Below are 18,654 nucleotides of genomic sequence, written 5' to 3'. Positions count from 1 at the left end.
GTGGACGAGTATTATGATACATCGTCTCTCCCCGCACGGGGAGAGTGGATTGAAATCTCTATGCCTGTTTTGTCTAATGCTTGGATTAAAGTCTCTCCCCGCACGGGGAGAGTGGATTGAAATAAAATGAGCTGCAAATCACAACTAGCACGATGAGACGTCTCTCCCCGCACGGGGAGAGTGGATTGAAATCACTTGAAGCAGTGCCAACAGTTTCAAAATTATACGGTCTCTCCCCGCACGGGGAGAGTGGATTGAAATATCATGGCTATAACGATATTGCCCGTCTCAACCGGGTCTCTCCCCGCACGGGGAGAGTGGATTGAAGTTTTTATTTAACGGAGAGGAATCGCGACCCGCCCTGCGCCGCAGCGCAGGTCGAATCCCACCCTGTCCGCCAATAAAAAAACCGCCCGCGAGGCGGTTTTTTGTTGTAAACGCGCCGGTATCCGGATGGATACGGGATAAAATTTCTTTTATCTTTTTTGGGGAACAAATATAAAATTTCAGCGACAAAATTGAAAACACTGGCTGAAAGTTTAGAAAGGCTATGTTAAAAAGCTTCCATTATGAAGTATAATCCTCAATAAACCGCGCCGCATCCTCTTTTGAGTAGAGCTTAAAGCCAGATGAGAACAGTTTGAGATCTTCGGGTGACAGGGCCCTTACGTTCACGTCGAGGACCTTCTCGACTTTTCCCGTTTCGGGCCGAACGAGGCACAGCCTGCCTTGGAGTATAACTGCAGTCATGTAGACAGGCGACTTTGCTTCGTCCGAAAATGCCGAAACGGCGAATGAAGACGCATCATCCGAGCGCGTGTTATAATATTCCGAAGAAGACAGGGGCGCAAGCGGAGAGTTATGTGAAAGGGGGAAAAGCGCCCAGATAAGCGAAAGGCATAAAACAGCCGGAAGCAAGAATAAATACGGCTTATTCATTATAAATACCTCGTATGGAAATGTTTTTTTAACTTATAATGATATTGTGTATTGAATTTGACAAAACTATTCTGCAGTAATATAATATACTATAAATATATTTTTGTTAAAATGTGTAGAGCGAAAAACCCGGCTTGGTGTTTTGGCACGAAGGAAATAACACCTTTTTTTGCATTTTTTAAAAAATGCGGAGGAAGCAAATGAAAAAATTTCTTAGATTTCTTATTAACGTAGCGATCGTACTTGTACTGGTTATCGTTATTTGTGTTGTCGCTTTATTTGTTTATGCGAACAATTTTAAGAACGATGCATTTATCGACGATATTGACAATCTGACTATGAACCTTGCTACGGTCATATATGCATACGACGATAATGTGGGAGATTATGTTGAGATAGAGCGCCTGCACAGCGGCGAGAACAGAATATGGGTAGATTACGATGAAATACCCCAGGATCTTGTCGACGCATTTGTTGCGATCGAGGACAAACGCTTCTGGAAGCATCATGGAGTTGACTGGAAGCGCACGATAGGCGCCGTTGCGGGATTTATTTCCGGCAACGATAATTACGGCGGATCTACAATAACCCAGCAGTTCGTAAAGAATATAACGGGCGACAATTCTCACAAGCCCAGCCGAAAGATACGCGAGATAGTGCGCGCAACACAGCTTGAAAACAGGCTTGAGAAAGAACAGATAATGGAGCTTTATCTTAATACGCTCTATGTCGGGCAGAATTATTACGGCGTTCAGGCGGCGTCGCAGGGGTATTTCGGCAAGGACGTAAGCGAGCTTACTCTGGCTGAATGCGCGTCTATCGCCGGCATTACAAATAAGCCCACGAAGTATAATCCGTTCCTTAACTATGACAATAACGTAGAACGCCAACGTATTATATTGGCAGAGATGCTCGATCAGGGCATGATAACGCGCGAGGAATATGACGCCGCTCTGGCAGAGCCGCTCATATTGAACGCCGGTACACAAAAGACCGAGGCGTCAAGCTATCAGTCGTATTATGTGGATCAGGTAATAGCAACGGTTCTTGAGGATCTTCAGGAGCAGAAGGGCTATTCGCGCGCAGCAGCTACAAATCTTTTGTATTCAGGCGGTCTTAAAATATACTGCATGATGGACTTTAACGTACAGGCGGCCGTGGATGCGGTGTTCTCGGATACGTCAAATTTCCCGACGCTGGAAGGCGAGATACAGCCTGAGGCGGCGATAGCCATAATCGATCCGACAAACGGCGACGTAGTAGCAATGTACGGAGGCAGAGGACCGAAAACGGCCGACCGCGTTTTAAACAGAGCAGTTCAGACAACTCGTTCGCCGGGCTCTTCGATAAAGCCGATAGCCGTATACGCTCCGGGAATAGAGAGCGGCGCGATAACAGAGGCGTCCGTTTATGACGACACCCCGCTTTATGAGGAATATCCGAAGAATTACTACGACCATTACAAGGGACTTGTTACGGTAAAATATGCAGTGGAGCAGTCGATAAATACCGTGGCCGTGAAGATAGTTAATCAGATGGGCGCGGAAACTTCGTGGAACTTCCTTAAAAACAATCTTCATGTATCCAGTATAGTTGAGGCTGACAAGGATCTGGCGCCCATGGCGCTGGGCGGACTTACTAAGGGAATTTCCGTTTTGGAGCTTGCCGCAGCATACGTTCCGTTTGACAACGACGGCATATATAACAAACCCAGAATATATTCTCAGGTAGTAGACGGAAAAGACAATGTTATACTTGAATGCGCGAAGGAGTCGAGCGTTGCAATGAGCTCGGAGACGGCGTTTATAATGAACGATATGCTCCAGGGCGTTGTGCAGTCGGGCACCGGAGCGGGCGCAAGGATAAAGGGCGGCGCGCAGCCTGCCGCAGGCAAAACGGGTACGACCGACGACGACTTTGACCGTTGGTTCGTAGGATACACGCCTTATTATGTGGGTGCTGTGTGGTTCGGATACGATCAGCCGAAATCCGTATCGGGCGTTTCTTCTAATCCGGCGCTCCAGCTTTGGAGAAAGGTAATGGAGAACGTACACGCAAATCTTGAGGTGAAATACTTCCCGGCCGACAACCCAAAGGTCGTAACGGGATATTACTGCAAGGACAGCGGAATGCTGCCCGGATCCTACTGCAAGCTCGATTACCGCGGCGGACGTGTGGGAACGGCGCTGTATATAGACGGTACGCAGCCGACAGAAACGTGCGGCGTACATTACCTTGTTACGATGGATAAAACGACTCATCAGATAGCAACGCCTTATTGCCCGAGCGGAAATCTTATCTCGGTTGCGCTGCTTAACGTATCGCGGCCGACGTATGTAAATACGCTGGACAGCCCGTATGTCGTGAGAGTCGGTTCGGGAGGCAGGATAATCTACGCTTCGTCGGGACTTTCGTCGCTGTGCAGCCGCCACGGCTATCATGAGCCGGAGCCTGCGCCGACGCCCGTCGAGGAGGAATACACTGAGCCTGCGCCGGAGGAATATCCCTCCGATGCGGCGGAGGTCGCGGTAGAATGAATAAAGTGCCGAAAGCCAATGGCTTAGGCTGTAACTATAAGAAAATCATGTATTGTTTTTAGTGCGTCGGCCGACGAACGTTTTAGATCTGTTTATGCCTTCTCAATAAGAAGCTTAACGATCTCCGAAACGATTTACTAAAGTCCGCAGACGAGACTTACTGGAAGGTGTTTTATGCTCGGCGTATACAATTATACCGTCATCCTGACTTATGCAGGAATGATCATAGGTTTTACCGGCATTCTGCTTGCAACGCAGGGAGATCTGCGTGCGGCGCTCATATGTCTGGTGATCGCCGGCGTGTGCGATATGTTTGACGGCACTCTGGCGTCTACCATGAAGCGTACGGCGAAGGAGAAACGCTTCGGCGTTCAAATCGACTCCTTCAGCGACCTTGTTTGCTTCGGCGTCCTGCCTGCGCTGATTGTTTGGTATGCCGCAGGTCGAAGCGCTTTTGTCATTGCTTCCTGCGACGTATATATGCTTTGTACGCTTATACGTCTGGCATGGTTCAACGTGGACGAGGAGGAGAGGCAGCGGCTGGAGTCCGGCCCGCGTCGGTTCTATCACGGCCTTCCCGTCACCATGGCGGCGCTCGTTTTTCCGGCGCTTATGGCGGCAGGACATATCTTTTCGTGGCCGATACGCTGGATAGCGCCGATACTTCTTTTGGTTATGTCCTGTCTGTTCTTGACGCCGTTCAAGATACGAAAGCCGCGCTTCAACCGCCAAGCCGCCGACGATGCTATTTGCGGCGAATCGGACGGTGAAGCTTCGGAGGGAAGGATCGTGAAGGAAAGCGGCGGCGTGATCTTCCTATACGGCTCCGCCGTGGGACATGCTTTGCTTCGCCTGATGCTGAGCGCTCCGGTGCAGCGGGCAGTAGTGCGTTTTCTCTCTTCCGGCGCGTCGAGACCGTGGATAGGAACGTATGCGCGAAATCATAATATCAAGCTGGAACAAGGAAGCGCGTATCGAAGCTTCAGGGATTTCTTCTGCCGGAAAATCGAAAAGGACGACGTGGACTTAACACCCGACCATCTTATTAGCCCGTGTGACGGCTGGCTTTGCGCGTTTCCGATATCTTCGGATAAAAGCTTCATCATAAAGGGTATACGCTATCAGCTCGACGAGCTGCTTTTGGATACTGACTCGGCGCAGCTGTTTTCCGAAGGGGACTGCCTTATCATTCGCCTGACCCCTTCCGATTATCACCGCTACTGCTACATAGACAGCGGCCTGCAAAAGGAAAACAAATACATAGAGGGCACGCTTCACAGCGTACAGCCTGCTGCTCTCGAACGCTATCCGGTCTACACGCTAAACCGACGCTGCCGAACCATTTTCCAAACGGATAATTTCGGCACGGTCGCTCAAATCGAGGTAGGAGCCATGGCTGTCGGCGGTATCGTCAACCATCATGAGAACTGCCGCGTTCAAAAGGGCGACGAAATGGGTTATTTCGATTTTGCCGGATCCACCATCGTGCTTCTGTTTCAGAAGGACCGCATCAGGCTTCTGCCGCAGCTACAGTCATCATTGAATGACGAAGAGGAAGTAAGAGTGGAGTACGGCAAGCAGATAGGCACGGCGCTTCCGAGAGAAGATATATGAATTAAACGTCGCCAACAAAAGGAAGGAACGTTGACATGATATTCAAAAGAAACGGGATATGCCCGGTTCTGTTTAAACTGAGAATATGCGGCGAAAACTGATTTGGGGCGTTATCGCCGTTGCGATATCTGTACTCGTTATTCGGGCTGTGTTTGCACAGAGTGCGACGCTGTCTTTGGAGTCGCTGTTATCGACTGTGCTTGCTACGCCGCCACAATGGATGCTTCTGATTTTTATCTCCTCGATGGGATTTATCATCTTTGAGGCGCTGTCGCTTCGATGCATAGTTAAGGGCCTCGGATACAGGACGCACTTCGGACACGCCCTTTTATACAGCGCCGGAGACCAGTTCTTTTCCGCTATCACGCCATCGGCCTCCGGAGGACAGCCTGCCAGCGCGCTGTTCATGGGCGCATACGGGCTTCCTGCCGGATCAATAACTGTGACGCTTATTTTAAATCTTATCGAATATACGGCGGCCACGATAGTCATCGGGGCGGGCGTTTTCGTTCTGCGGCCGCACGTGCTCAGACTGTTCGGCCCGTTGTCCCAAACGCTGATCATCTTGGGCATGGCGCTTTTTGCCGCTCTTATGGCCGCGTTTATTTTGCTTTTGCAGCGAGGCGATTTTCTTGACAGACTCGGACGCAGGCTCGTTCGTTTCCTCAACAGGATACGGCTCGTGAAGCATCCTGACAAATGGATGAAAAAGCTCGATCATATGGTAGATGAGTACAAGCTGTGCGCCGCCACCGCACACGGAAGACCCGGAATGCAGATAATGTCGTTCTTTTTCTGCCTGGCGCAGCGCGTATCCCAGATCGCCGTGACGCCGCTCGTATATCTTTCCCAAGGGGGCGACCCGAAGCTCGGCGCGGACATGTGGTCGGTACAGGCGCTCTCTCTTATAGGCTCGAACTGCATACCGATACCGGGAGGCATGGGCGTTGCGGATTATCTTATGCTCGACGGATTTCAAAAGCTGCTTTTGGGCGACGACGTATATCGTGTGCAGCTCTTAAGCCGCGGCGTCTCGTTCTATCTGTGCACGATCATCTCGGGCGTCATCGTGCTCGTCGGCTTTTTATGCATTCAAAAGAGAAGGAAACGTAAAGCGAACTGAAAGGGAACAAGAATGTTTTTTTTAGAATACTTAAAGCATCCGCGACGGATCGGAGCTGTTGCGCCAAGCGGCAAGCAGCTCGCCCTGTGCATGATGGAGCCTATCGACTTTGAAAAAGCCGAAACTATAGTGGAATACGGTCCCGGCACCGGCGCGTTCACACAGGAGCTGTTTTCACGCAAACGCCCGGAAACGAGGCTTATACTCATAGAACAGAATCCATCCTTCCATAAGTCTGTCTCCCAGATGTATCACGGGAAGAACAACACGACGGTGCTTTTGGACACCGCCGAACGCGCGGACGAGATCTTAAGGGAGCAGGGCCTTGGCCATGCCGATTATATAGTATCGGGGCTTCCGTTTACATCCCTTCCCGACAGAGTCACCCAAAACGTGTTTGCGGCGACGAAGAGTCTTATCGGAAGCGACGGCATATTTATAACCTTCCAGTATTCCAAAGTGAAGCAGGCGCTGTTTGAAAGCCGATTCGTGATAGCCGACTGCCTCAGAGCGCAGCATAACGTCCCTCCAGCGTACGTTTATGTAATGAAGAACAAAGAATGATAATTAAGGACGGCAAGCTACGTTGTAAAACAAAACGCCGCAGGCGAAAGCCTGAGGCGTTTTATATATACCGCAAACTATATTTACTTTACACGTATCTCGTTTCGGGAGCGGGACGTATTATTTTATTAACGTAAGATTCGTCGCCCTTATATCCTACCGATACCATCATATACATCTTTTCATCGGGCGCAAGACCGATTATCTCTTTCATTTCATCGGAAACGAAATAAAGGCTTACGAGTATGCCGTTATAGCACGCGCCGAGTCCCAGCGGCTCAGCAGCAAGATCGAGGGCGCACGCCGCGATGGCCGCGTTATGTCCGCCGAGCGACTTGTTTCCGACTATGCATACAACGTGCGGCGCGCCCATCGTTATGCCTTCGCGCTTGTTCGGGGCCGATTTTTTGATATAGTCGTTCGAGAGCGGTACTGCACGCTGAGCAGCGGCCTCAAGCTTTGCCGTAGTTTCGGGCGTGGTTATTATGTATTTAACGCCCTGCTGGTTCGAACCCGTCGGAGCCTGATTTGCAAGGAATACGAGACGCTCGAGCGTCTTTTTGTCAACCGGATCGCTCTTGTAATGTCTTATGCTGCGTCTTGAATAAATGACCTTTTCAAAATCCTTTTCCGTTGCAAATTCGATTTTGTCGCCGACGGAAGCCTTCTTCCAGTCGTATTCGATCGCGCCGAACGCACAAGCGCCCGCGCAATGTCCGCATTCAAAGCAGTCGGCGTCGTCGCACACCGCAACGCCGTCTTTGATCGTGAACAGGTACTTGGTGCAGGCCTGAACACATCTGCCGCATCCCGTACATTTGTCCTTGTTGACTTTTGTCATGGTTTATTTCCCCCCAAAATAGTTTTAAAAAACAGTTTTTAGTTATTCTATCATGATTTTTGTTGCTTTTAAATACTTTTTGAGAGATTTATACAAAAAACATCATGTAAGAACAAAAATATTTCCCACTTAATTTTTATTTTTTTTTGTCTACACATGTAAAAATGCATAGTTATGTGTTATAATATTCTTTAATTAAAGTGAGGTATAGTGACAAATGAGGACCCAAACCACAGAAAATGACATCAATTACTCAAAATGGGTGGTTTTCGGCCGAAATCCAGTAATTGAACTGCTGAAAAGCGGCCGCGCGGTCGATAAGCTGTTTGTTCAAAAGGGCTCGCGCGAGGGCTCTATAATGAAAATTATTTCTTTGGCGAAGGAAAGGCGCATCGTCATAAGCGAAGCCGAAAAGCCGAAGCTTGACACGCTTTGCCAGGGCGGCGCGCATCAGGGAGTCGTATGCTTTTGCGCCGCAAAGGAGTATTCGACCGTTTCCGATATGCTGGATGCGGCAAAAGAACGAGGCGAGGATCCGCTTATCATAATCTGCGATGAGATAAACGATCCGTATAATCTCGGAGCAATAATACGCACGGCGAACGCCGTGGGAGCGCACGGCGTCATAATCCCCAAACGCCGAAGCGTAGGACTTTCCGGAGCCGTTGTAAAGGCGGCGGCCGGCGCGCTTGAATATGTCGCGGTAGCGAAAGTGACAAATCTGGCGCAGACGATAGACGAATTAAAGACCGCAGGCGTCTGGATATACGGTTCGGATGCACAGGGCGAGTCGATTTTTGAGAAAAAACGCATAACCGGCCCCGCTGCGCTCGTTATAGGCAGCGAAGGCGCAGGTATATCCTCTCTCATACGTAAAAAATGCGATTATATGCTTTCGATTCCCATGAAGGGTGAGATAAATTCGCTCAATGCGTCCGTTGCGGGCGGCATACTTATGTATGAGCTGTTGAGAGACAGAAGTATAACGAATAAAGAATAAACCAAAGGGTGGAATTTTTATATGGATAAAAAGAAGAACCTCGAGGAAAAACAGGAGTTCAGAAACTTAAAGCGATACGCAGACGCTATAACGGGTCATGACGACGACGCCGAGTTTGAGGCGATACTAAAAGAATTTACAAGCGACCGTGAGCGTTACGAGCGTAATGCACCCAAGTCTGTAAAAAAGCAGGCAGCGCCGCTTAAGACCGAAGCAAAGAAGGAGACTGTGAAAGCAGAACCTAAGCCCGAGCCGCAGCAGACGCCGAAGGCGGATATGCCGAAAAAGCCTGCCGAAGCTTTGGAAAGGAAACCTGTAAAGGACACCAGGGGCAAAAAAGACGCTTTTGCGTTTGACAAGCGCTCTGATGACGGCGATATTTTCAACAACGAGGTAAAGGAATACAAAATATCGTTTGAGAACGCGCCCGACGCCGTGAAAGATTTCGTAGAGGAAACCCCCATAGAGGCTCAGAACAGAAAGGCGAAGCTTTTGGATATGGCGTTCGGTCCCGCAGACGCCGAGGACTATTTTGAAGAGGACGCCTCGGATCTTGTAGCGTATATCGAGAAAAAGAACAAAAAGGATCCGTCTGATTATTATGCGGAGATACTTGCCGAGTCGGCGCGCGAGAAGGCGAAAAAGGAAGCTGAACAAAGAGCGCAGAAAGAAACGGAGGAGGATCTTCAGAATAAGCCGGTCATCGATATAGATATCGACGCTGAGGTAGAGCCGCTCAAGCCGCGTTTTGTAAAGGAAGACGCCGCGCCGCCCGAGCCCGAAGTTTTGGCGGAGGATATTCCGAGGTCCCGTGTTGAGGAAGACGTGTCCGATCTCATAAAGATGGGGCTTGTAGTGGAAGTTAAGAAGAAAGAGAAAGAAACGCCTCAAAAGTCCGGGGAAGCTTATGAAGAAGAAAGCGCAGAAGAGACGTCTTCAGAGCAGGCGGGCGACGATACTGAAAGCGAGACCGCCGCAGCTGAAGCCAATGACGGTTATGAGGCACAAGAGCCCGATGAGGCACATGACGAAGGTGCAGTCGAAGAGGATCTAAGCCGGGAAGATGAGACTGAGGCGGACGAGACTGCGGTATTTGAAAGAAAGCCCGAAAAAAAGGCACAAGACGCAGACGGCGCAAATGAAGAAGCGTCTGAAGGTGAAGCCGAAGAGACCGCCGAGGGCGGGGACACAGACGAACAGGGCGTTACCGATAAGACGATACGCATAGAGCGCACGGGTGAGATGCGCAGTGAAAAGAGCGACTGGGATGATGATGGATCCGGCGAAGACGAATGGGAAGACTGGGGAGAGCCGGAAGAGAATCTTGCCGATGAATTAAAGAAAAAACTTGAAGACAAGATAGGCTTTATAAAGAAAATACGTCCCGGCGCGGGTGAAAGCGGCGAAGAAGATATCGAAGGCGAAGACTCCGATACGGATGAGGCCGAAGCTGTAAGCGAGATCCCCGAGGAGTTCGACGACCCCGAAGAAGTGAGCGTGGAGGCAGATGAATACGACGAGGTATACGATACGCTTACCGAAGACAGCTCAAACTCATGGGTAAGGATAATCGTATCGGCAATAGCGTTCGTATTGCTTGCGCTTATAGACATATTCGACTTTGCGGGCATAGTTCCGCCCGGAGCAATGGGCACGAACGGCGATAAGATATACGCCGGAGTTGCGATAGTGATCCTTGCGATAGTTATCATAATGAACATAGACGTTATGAAAAACGGCGCAAAAACGCTGTTTTCAAACGGACGCCAACAGGGCGTAAGCTTTGTGTTCCTTTCGACCGCAATAGTCTCCGTACATGCGCTTTACTCATTTATAAGATGCCTTATCGCCGGAGATGCATTTTCATCGTATGCATCGATAGTTGCTCTGGCAATGCTTTTGTACGGTATAGGCCGCCGGGTGTACGACAGCACGCATATCAAGAATTTTGAGGCCATATACGAAGCAGGCAGCAATATAATGGAAGTTAAAAGCGTGACTGACGGCGAGCTTACGAAAATAACGAACAAGTTTTCAACGCTCGGCAAAAACTTCTATTATAAGAACAACGCTTTAACGACAGGCGGCTTCCTTGATTATGCAAGAGGCGGAGAACGCGAGACTTCGCTTGGCAGCAAAATGACGAGCATAATCCTGGCCGTATCGGTAGTGTGCTTTATCCTTGTTGCGGTAGTATTAGGACAAAGGGGCGGTTTTGAACGTTGGTTCGGTCTGCTTGCAGCCGTGTTTGCAATGGTCCTGCCCTCTATGTTCGAGTTTATTGGCGCGCTTGTATTTGCAAGATCAACGTCTAACGCGCGCAGGCAGGGCGCCGTTATAAGCGGAGTTGTCTGCGCATCAAAGTACAGCGAGATGGAAGCGGTACTGCTTGACGACAGCGATGTTTTCAGACAGGGGACCGTTCTTATCAAGAGCTTAAAGCTTATTGATAAAGACGTTATAACGAATATTCTGCCCGATGTGGCAAGCATCTTTGTTACGATAGACAGTCCGGCGAAGTATGCGTTTATGGATATAATAGACCATAGAGAGGATATGCTAAAGCCCGTCAGCTTCTATGAGCGAATAGACGGAGAGGGGCTCTTGGCGCTTGTTGACGGAGCAAAGATACTCCTCGGAAACCGCGACTTTATGATAAGCCAGGGCGTTATACCTGCGTCATATCCCGAAAAGTTCTTCAAGGAGGGCAAGGCGCGATTCAATATGTACGTTGCGCTTGACGGCAAGCTCGTATGCGTATTTTCCATGGCATATCTGCTTGACATACATGCGGGAGAAGCGCTTATGAAACTTGAGAGAGAGGACGTTAAGAGCGTAATTGCGACTTTCGACCCCAATCTTACCGAACACGGCCTTAAAACGCTGTTTGAGATAACGGACGACGACAGCTTAAAGCTTATGCATCCGCAGGATATCATGAAGTTCAAGGACCTTCTGTCCACTTCGGACCAGATAGGCAGAAGCGGTATGTATCTTACGAAGCAGAGCGTTCTTTCGTTCACCGCTCTTATAGGCGCGCTCAAATCAATAAGATTTGCAACGCATATGAACAAGATATTTATGATGGCGGCAATGATAGGCGCTCCTATACTGCTTGCTCTCATTGCGATGTTCAACGGAATGACGCATATCCCGCCGTTTATCATCATACTTCTGCAGCTTTTGTGGAACATACCCGTATGGATAAACTCTGCGTTTGCAAAATAAAATATCAATGATAGTAAAGCAGGGCCATGCCCTGCTTTATGATTATCGGGCATATCATAAAGGAGGTAAAGCTATGGATGCATTCGAGCTTATGAGAACTCGAAGAAGCACAAGAAAATATAAGGACGCGCCGCTTCAGGCCGAGCTTATAAAAAAGGTCGTTGAGGCGGGGCGATATGCGCCCAGCGGCAGCAACAGCCAAAGCACGCATTTTATCGTGATAACCGACCGCGCCGCGCTGGATACGCTCTCAAAACTCGTAATGGAGCAGTTCGCCCTGTGGGAAACAAAGCCGGGCATGTATCCCGCGATGGCGCGCGCTGTAACAGCCTCGAAAAGAGAGAATTATACGTTCCACTACAACGCGCCCGTGCTCGCGGTGCTTGCAAACAAAAAGGATTATACCAATAATCTTGCAGACTGCGCGCTGGCGGCCGAAAATATGATGCTCATGGCGAACGCGCTCGATTTGGGGAGCTGTTATATAAACCAATTAAAGTGGCTTAATGAGAACGACGTTATAAACGAGTATCTTATGTCGCTCGGCATGAAGCCCGACGAGCGCGTATTCGTATCGGTGGCGCTGGGATATGCCGATACTGAGGACGGCCTTCCCGTGCGTGAGCCGCTTGCGCGAAAGGGCAATCCCGTAACGATGATTTAACGAAAAATACAGTAAAGATCAAGGAGAATAATGATGGCAGAGAGCCGAACCGCAGTAAAAAAGATGAAAAAACTGTACGATGAGGTCATAGAGCTTCTTTTGGAACGCGACAGAATGACTTATTTTGAGAGTAAGTCGCTTCAGATACGATATAACAAAGCGACGGAGGGACTGCCGTTAAAGCTGCAGCGCCTTCAGATAGATATGGTAAAGCTTCAGTATGTGCTCGCCGCCGTACAGGACGGCGTGGATAGGGGGGAGGCCGAGAGACGTGCAGAGGAGGAGCTTATTTCGGACGAGATGTTCTATGAGATGCAAATGCATTTGCAGGACGTGCGCGCCGCTCTTTCCGAGGATGAATGCGAAGAGCTTGACGAGACATATGCCGAGATTTTAAAAATACTGAATCCCGATCTTAACCCCTACCAGACGCTCGATTCGGCAAGCCTTTTTATAACGGCGTCGTCGGCGTATGAATATTGCAGACTTGACGCGCTGAGCGAAGCGCTTGAAGCGGCGAAGAAGTTCAGAACGCCCGATTTTGACACTATGACCGACGAAGAGATCGCGGAACGCCAAAAGGCGTTAAAAACGGCGCGCGGTCAGATAAGAACGATGATAGACGATATGGAGGACGAGTTCCCGTTCGACAAGGCCGACGTTATCGACGACGAGGATGAGCTTGCAGCGGAAAAGGAGCGCCTTTCAAAGTCGATAGAGGGTATAGAAGCAATGCTTGAAAAATGCAGGCATATGCTTTCCGAGATGTGATGAATAAGATAAGAATGGGCGAGGATGCGAGTCTGTCACAAATAAGGATCGTCCCTCTTTCGCCGGACGATCATGCCGAATTTATAAGGGACAATCAGGACGCTTTCAACTATGGCGCGCTTGAAGAATTCGGCAAAAGAGACGATCGTTTTGAAGAAGACGGCGAGATAATATCGATAGAAACGATAGAGAAAGCTATAAGCGAAGGCGAAGCGTACCGTATCATGCGCGGAGGCGAGAAAGTCGGCGGCGCGGTGTTAAAGACGGACGGCGAACGAGGCGAGCTTGAGCTTTTGTTCGTAGCGCCAGCCGCTCACAGTAAGGGCATAGGATACGAGGCGTGGCGAGCCATAGAGCGGATTCATCCCGAGGTAAAGGTATGGGAGACGGTCACGCCGTATTTTGAAAAACGCAATATACATTTTTATGTAAACCGATGCGGCTTTCACATTGTGGAGTTTTTCTGGAGTCTTAATCCGGATCCGAACGACCCCGAGAATGAAAACAGCGAAACGCCCGCGCAATTTGAAGAGGGAATGTTCAGATTTGAGAAGAGAATAGAATAACGCTCGGCATTGACGGTATAAAACAACGTTTGGAATCATAAATCCGAACGTTGTTTTTTGTTTAAAAAGAAAAGTATATAGATGTCCGTGCTGTGAATAGTATAGGCAGTTATGCATTCGAGGATTGCAGCGCGCTTAAGTAAGTGACAAACGTAGAGTGTGTGACGAGTATAGGCGGCAATGCATTCAAAGACCGCAGTGTGCTCAGGTCCGTGACAATACCCGAAGAGTTGACGTACATAGGTGAGTATGCGTTAAATAGTTGCAGAGACCTTACATATATGAGCCTGCCTTTAAGTGCGGGATATATTGGCAGATATGCTTTTAATGGCTGCAATTACGACTCCGCATTCTCCGGTTGTTTCAATCTTAAAGATGCGTATTACACCGGTTTAAGGATACAGTGGAACAATATAATCATAGGGGAATACAACAATTTCCTCACCGATGCCGCTATCCACTACAACAGTTCGCCGTGAGGCGCACATATCAAAGGGTTAGGATTTCTCGTCCCTGAATTTTAATGCCTAATGTGAAAAACTCCCACAAAAAACTTAAACAGCCCCATTCGGAGACTCCGCAAATCAAAACCGCCGGGTAGATTCATTATCCGGCGGTTTTATCTCATAATAAGCGTTATTATCCCCACCATTATAGGCTGGTGGAGAAGATAAATTATCAGCGCATGGCGGCCTACGAAGTCAAGCGGGCGCGCATGGGTGCGCATAAGAAAAGACTTAGGCTTTTCTTTTAAAAGATACGGCGTGAGCGACGTGCCGAACAGGAATAAGAAGACATTCGGAAGAAGCGGATAATAGTCGCTCGACACGAAGTCCGCGTCTGGCAGCCCGAAGGCGTAAAGATGCGGCACGCTTACGGTGGGAAACTTTACAACGAGCAGAATTATAAACGCCGCCATGAAAACAAACGGCGCAAGCGGTATGCGGTCTATATGTTTTTTAAACACCGCATAGATGAGCGCCGAAAAGCCCAGACAGTGCAGTACGCCGAACACTACGTATTCGTGCGGATCGAAAAAATAGGTAGCGACGGTAACGACGTACGCCGCCGCGATCGTGATAAGCGCGCGCCGCAGTCTGCTATGGCTTAAATTCTGCGAGATGCCGCTCAGCGTCAAAAACACCGTCACGATGCTCATGCGCCACACCTCAAACGGAGGCGTGCCTATACCTAAGGGATATATGCCGAAATCGTATATATCGAAGGCAAGATGATAAAATATCATGGATATGACGGAAAAGCCGCGCAAAGCGTCTATGAAGAGCAGGCGCGGCTTTTTTGCGGACAGCTTATTTTCGGTCATATTATACGTTAAATCTGAAAAGGATAACGTCGCCGTCTTTTACCTCGTATTCCTTGCCCTCGCTGCGAACGAGGCCCTTTTCCTTCGCGGCGGTATTGGAGCCCAAGGTCACAAGGTCGTCGTAGGACACGACCTCCGCGCGGATGAAGCCGCGCTCGAAGTCGCTGTGTATCTTTCCTGCGGCCTGCGGCGCTTTCGTGCCGCGCTTTATGGTCCATGCTCTCGTTTCATCGGGGCCGGTCGTAAGGAAGCTTATAAGTCCCAAAAGCGAGTAGCAGGCGCGAACGAGCGCGTCAAGCCCTGATTCCTTTATGCCGAGCTCTTCAAGGAACATCATGCGTTCGTCGGGCTCGAGTCCCTGTATCTCCTCCTCGAGACGGGCGCATACGGGCAGAACTATCGTATGCTCGCTTTCGGCAAGCTCTTTTACCTTCTGAAAGTGCGGATTGTTCGTATATCCGCCCTTAAAATCGTCCTCGCTCATGTTTGCGGCGTAGATGACGGGCTTTAAGCTTAAAAGCGGTATCGTCCTCATTATTTCCCACTCTTTTTCGGAGAAGTCGATGCTTTTTGCCGACTTTCCCTCGTTTAAAACGGCGTTTACACGCTCAAGAAGGTCGACCTCGAACTGAAGAGACTTGTCGCCCTTCATCGCCTTTTTCGTTCTGTCGATGCGGCGGTCTATCATCTCTATGTCGGAGAATATAAGCTCAAGGTTTATCGTTTCGATGTCTCTAAGCGGGTCGATGCTTCCGTCAACGTGGACGATATTCGTATCCTCAAAGCAGCGCACGACGTGAACTATGGCGTCGACCTCGCGTATGTGCGAGAGGAACTTGTTTCCCAGTCCCTCGCCTCGGCTCGCGCCTTTAACGAGACCTGCGATATCAACGAATTCTATCGTTGCGGGCACAGTCTTTTTCGAGGCGTGCATCTTAGTGAGCACGTCGAGTCGTTCGTCCGGTACTGCAACTATGCCCACATTAGGGTCGATGGTGCAGAAGGGGTAATTTGCCGACTGCGCGCCTGCGTTCGTTATCGCGTTGAAAAGCGTTGACTTTCCGACGTTCGGAAGGCCTACGATACCTAATTTCATATATCATCATATCCTTTTTAGTTTATTTATTATTCGATGTATATTATAATTGTTATTTACGAAGTTGGCAACCGAATTTTTTTATGAAACGCTATCATATGCGAATAATTAGTGGTATAATTATATTGTAATATTATTTTTATCAATAAGGAAGCAGGGATTTTTAATATGCCTATTAAAGTTTTGGTTATAGACGACGACGTAAACATATGCGAGCTTTTGCGGCTTTATCTTGAAAAAGAGGGATACAGCGTTAAGATGGGACATGACGGAGACGAGGCCGTAGCGCTTTTTGAGTCGTTCCATCCCGATCTTATGATACTTGATATAATGCTTCCCAAAACGGACGGATTGAGCGTTTTGAAAGAGCTTAGAAAAAAGCACAACGTCCCCGTTATAATGCTCACCGCAAAGGGCGAGACGTTCGACAAGATAATCGCGCTGGAGCTTGGCGCCGACGACTATGTTGTGAAACCGTTCGACGCAAAGGAAGTAATGGCCAGAGTCAAGGCCGTGCTTCGCCGCTTCAGAGGCGACTCCGACGAGCAGAAGGCCGTTTCGTTTGATAAGCTGTACATAAACATTGCGAATTATGAGCTTAAAATAAACGACAAGAAGATAGACGTTCCTCCTAAGGAGCTTGAGCTTCTTTATCATCTGGCGTCCAATCCTAACCGCGTATTTACGCGCGACCAGCTCTTGGATGCGGTGTGGGGCTTTGAATATTTCGGAGACAGCCGCACGGTAGACGTACATGTTAAGCGCTTAAGAGATAAACTCGAGGGCGTAAGCGACAAGTGGAGACTCAAAACTGTTTGGGGAGTGGGATATAAATTTGAAGTCGACTCGGATTGATGCGCCGAAGGCGGAATACGATTATAATAAAGCCGCGTCGAGAGAGCGCGGTTCGGGCAGTCTGTATCTTAAGCTGTTTTTCAGCATCGTGCTCATCCTCGTAATGTGCCTTGTCGCCTTTGGAGCGATACTTTTCAACATGCTTTCAAGCTACGTTGAAACGGAAAAGCAAAACCAGCTTTATTCCGTAGCAACGAAGGTGAGCGACATGACGACGGTGCTTATGGAGAATTATACGGTTTCGGCGGAGTATTCATATGTGACCTTCTTAAATATTTACAACGAGAGCATGAACTCCGATACGATAGTGACCGATACGAGCGGCAAGATACTTTACGCGGCGGTGCGCACCGACATGCCTTTTGACAGGACGGACGTACCACAGGAGTATCTTAATGATGTGATGAAGGGAGACACCTTTGCGGAAAGCGCGAGCGAAGAGGGATTTTATCCGAAGAATGCCTATGTTGTGGGCGTGCCCGTATACGGCAGCGACTCAAAAGTGATAGGCGCGGTATTTGTTTCCACTACGCTGCCACTCAATTACTTTATAAATAACATAAAGGGCTATTATATCATAGCCGTGCTTATAATACTTATACTGTGCTGTATTGCGACATATATAATGTCTCTTCGCATGATAAAACCGCTCCAGCGCATGAGCGTGGCGGTAAGGCAGTTCGCAAAAGGGAACTTTGACGTATATGTACCCGTCACAAGTAACGATGAGATAGGCGACCTTGCCATGGCGTTCAACAATATGGCGGCGTCGCTTCGCAACATTGACAAGATGCGAAACGACTTTATCGCAAACGTGTCGCACGACTTAAGAACTCCTATGACGGTGATCGCAGGATTTATGGACGGCATTCTCGACAATACGATAAAGCCGGAAGAGCACAGGAAATATCTTATTGTTGTAAGAAACGAGGTCTTACGCCTGTCAAGGCTCGTTAAAAACCTTTTGGATATCGCAAAGATAGAAGCGGGCGAGCTTAAGCTCAATTTGGTGGATTTCAATGTCTGTGAGATGATGTCGAATATACTTTTGAGCTTTGAGGCGGCCATATCGAGCAAGCAAATAGAGGTAGACGTGGATTTTCTGTCCCCGACGATAAACGTGACGGCGGACTACGACTCCATATTCCAGGTAATATACAATCTCTGCGACAATGCGGTGAAATTCACAAATCAGGGCGGAAGCCTAAAGATAATGATCATGCCGCAGGGGAAGAAAGCGCACATATCTGTTAAGAATTCCGGCGAGGGCATAATGCCCGACGAGCTGCCGCGCCTTTTCGAGAAATTTTACAAGTCCGACCGTTCGCGAAGCCTTGACAAACGGGGCACGGGACTCGGCCTTTACATTTGCAAGACGATAATAAACCGCCACGGCGAGGACATAACCGTAAAGAGCGTTATGGGCGAATATACGGAGTTCGCCTTCGACCTGCCGCTTGCAGACGGTAAAAAGAAGCAGTAGGCGCAGTGACAAACGTTGATCGGCGCGATAAAACTATGTTTTTAAGTAT

General features: G+C 48.9%; 16 protein-coding genes and 1 CRISPR repeat array. Of the genes, 12 read left to right on the top strand and 4 right to left on the bottom strand.

Features of this window, described 5'->3' with window-relative positions:
- Positions 1–23 precede the first annotated feature (23 nt).
- A CRISPR array of direct repeats spans positions 24–329; the repeat unit is 33 nt; unit sequence GTCTCTCCCCGCACGGGGAGAGTGGATTGAAAT.
- Between the two features lie 238 nt (positions 330–567).
- Positions 568–939 (bottom strand): hypothetical protein, encoded by a 372-nt coding sequence (locus IJG50_08900; protein MBQ3379958.1) that lies wholly within the window; start codon positions 937–939, stop codon positions 568–570.
- 200 nt (positions 940–1,139) lie between these two features.
- Between IJG50_08900 and IJG50_08895 the strand changes: the two genes are divergently transcribed.
- The 4 genes from IJG50_08895 to IJG50_08880 all read left to right on the top strand — a co-directional run bounded on the left by IJG50_08895 (position 1,140) and on the right by IJG50_08880 (position 6,777).
- Positions 1,140–3,476, top strand: a complete 2,337-nt coding sequence (locus IJG50_08895; protein MBQ3379957.1) for a PBP1A family penicillin-binding protein — start codon at positions 1,140–1,142, stop codon at positions 3,474–3,476.
- A gap of 174 nt (positions 3,477–3,650) precedes the next feature.
- Entirely contained in the window at positions 3,651–5,090 is a 1,440-nt protein-coding gene (locus IJG50_08890) for a phosphatidylserine decarboxylase (GenBank protein ID MBQ3379956.1), read from the top strand.
- Between the two features lie 85 nt (positions 5,091–5,175).
- Positions 5,176–6,213, top strand: coding sequence for a flippase-like domain-containing protein (locus IJG50_08885; GenBank protein ID MBQ3379955.1), 1,038 nt, complete (start codon positions 5,176–5,178; stop codon positions 6,211–6,213).
- Positions 6,214–6,225: 12 nt separating this feature from the next.
- A complete protein-coding gene (locus tag IJG50_08880) occupies positions 6,226–6,777 on the top strand; it encodes an SAM-dependent methyltransferase (GenBank protein ID MBQ3379954.1) in 552 nt (183 codons plus the stop codon).
- Positions 6,778–6,865: 88 nt separating this feature from the next.
- Here the strand turns inward: IJG50_08880 and IJG50_08875 are convergent, their stop codons facing one another.
- Entirely contained in the window at positions 6,866–7,618 is a 753-nt protein-coding gene (locus tag IJG50_08875) for a nitroreductase family protein (protein ID MBQ3379953.1), read from the bottom strand.
- A gap of 217 nt (positions 7,619–7,835) precedes the next feature.
- Between IJG50_08875 and rlmB the strand changes: the two genes are divergently transcribed.
- The 6 genes from rlmB to IJG50_08845 all read left to right on the top strand — a co-directional run bounded on the left by rlmB (position 7,836) and on the right by IJG50_08845 (position 14,326).
- The gene (gene rlmB / locus IJG50_08870; protein ID MBQ3379952.1) at positions 7,836–8,618 is read left to right on the top strand and encodes a 23S rRNA (guanosine(2251)-2'-O)-methyltransferase RlmB; all 783 of its coding nucleotides are present in this window, start codon (positions 7,836–7,838) and stop codon (positions 8,616–8,618) included.
- A gap of 21 nt (positions 8,619–8,639) precedes the next feature.
- Complete coding sequence (locus IJG50_08865) at positions 8,640–11,846, top strand: hypothetical protein (protein MBQ3379951.1); 3,207 nt, start codon at positions 8,640–8,642, stop codon at positions 11,844–11,846.
- Positions 11,847–11,919: 73 nt separating this feature from the next.
- Positions 11,920–12,510, top strand: a complete 591-nt coding sequence (locus IJG50_08860) for a nitroreductase (GenBank protein ID MBQ3379950.1) — start codon at positions 11,920–11,922, stop codon at positions 12,508–12,510.
- A gap of 33 nt (positions 12,511–12,543) precedes the next feature.
- Positions 12,544–13,281, top strand: coding sequence for a hypothetical protein (locus tag IJG50_08855; protein ID MBQ3379949.1), 738 nt, complete (start codon positions 12,544–12,546; stop codon positions 13,279–13,281).
- A 14-nt stretch (positions 13,282–13,295) separates the two neighbouring features.
- Entirely contained in the window at positions 13,296–13,847 is a 552-nt protein-coding gene (locus IJG50_08850) for a GNAT family N-acetyltransferase (protein ID MBQ3379948.1), read from the top strand.
- A 143-nt stretch (positions 13,848–13,990) separates the two neighbouring features.
- The gene (locus tag IJG50_08845) at positions 13,991–14,326 is read left to right on the top strand and encodes a leucine-rich repeat protein (protein MBQ3379947.1); all 336 of its coding nucleotides are present in this window, start codon (positions 13,991–13,993) and stop codon (positions 14,324–14,326) included.
- A gap of 140 nt (positions 14,327–14,466) precedes the next feature.
- Here the strand turns inward: IJG50_08845 and IJG50_08840 are convergent, their stop codons facing one another.
- Together IJG50_08840 and ychF are read right to left on the bottom strand one after the other, a co-directional pair.
- A complete protein-coding gene (locus IJG50_08840; protein ID MBQ3379946.1) occupies positions 14,467–15,171 on the bottom strand; it encodes a DUF1624 domain-containing protein in 705 nt (234 codons plus the stop codon).
- Between the two features lies 1 nt (position 15,172).
- The gene (gene ychF, locus IJG50_08835) at positions 15,173–16,267 is read right to left on the bottom strand and encodes a redox-regulated ATPase YchF (protein ID MBQ3379945.1); all 1,095 of its coding nucleotides are present in this window, start codon (positions 16,265–16,267) and stop codon (positions 15,173–15,175) included.
- 168 nt (positions 16,268–16,435) lie between these two features.
- Between ychF and IJG50_08830 the strand changes: the two genes are divergently transcribed.
- Together IJG50_08830 and IJG50_08825 are read left to right on the top strand one after the other, a co-directional pair.
- Complete coding sequence (locus IJG50_08830; protein MBQ3379944.1) at positions 16,436–17,122, top strand: response regulator transcription factor; 687 nt, start codon at positions 16,436–16,438, stop codon at positions 17,120–17,122.
- A complete protein-coding gene (locus IJG50_08825; GenBank protein ID MBQ3379943.1) occupies positions 17,103–18,605 on the top strand; it encodes a HAMP domain-containing histidine kinase in 1,503 nt (500 codons plus the stop codon). Before IJG50_08830 ends, IJG50_08825 begins: the two co-directional genes overlap by 20 nt.
- Positions 18,606–18,654: the final 49 nt, after the last annotated feature.

The sequence above is a fragment of the Clostridia bacterium genome (assembly GCA_017405765.1).
GTDB lineage: Bacteria > Bacillota > Clostridia > Oscillospirales > RGIG577 > RGIG577.
The sequence above is the reverse complement of the archived record's forward strand: the minus strand, read 5'-3'. Positions and strand labels throughout refer to the sequence as shown.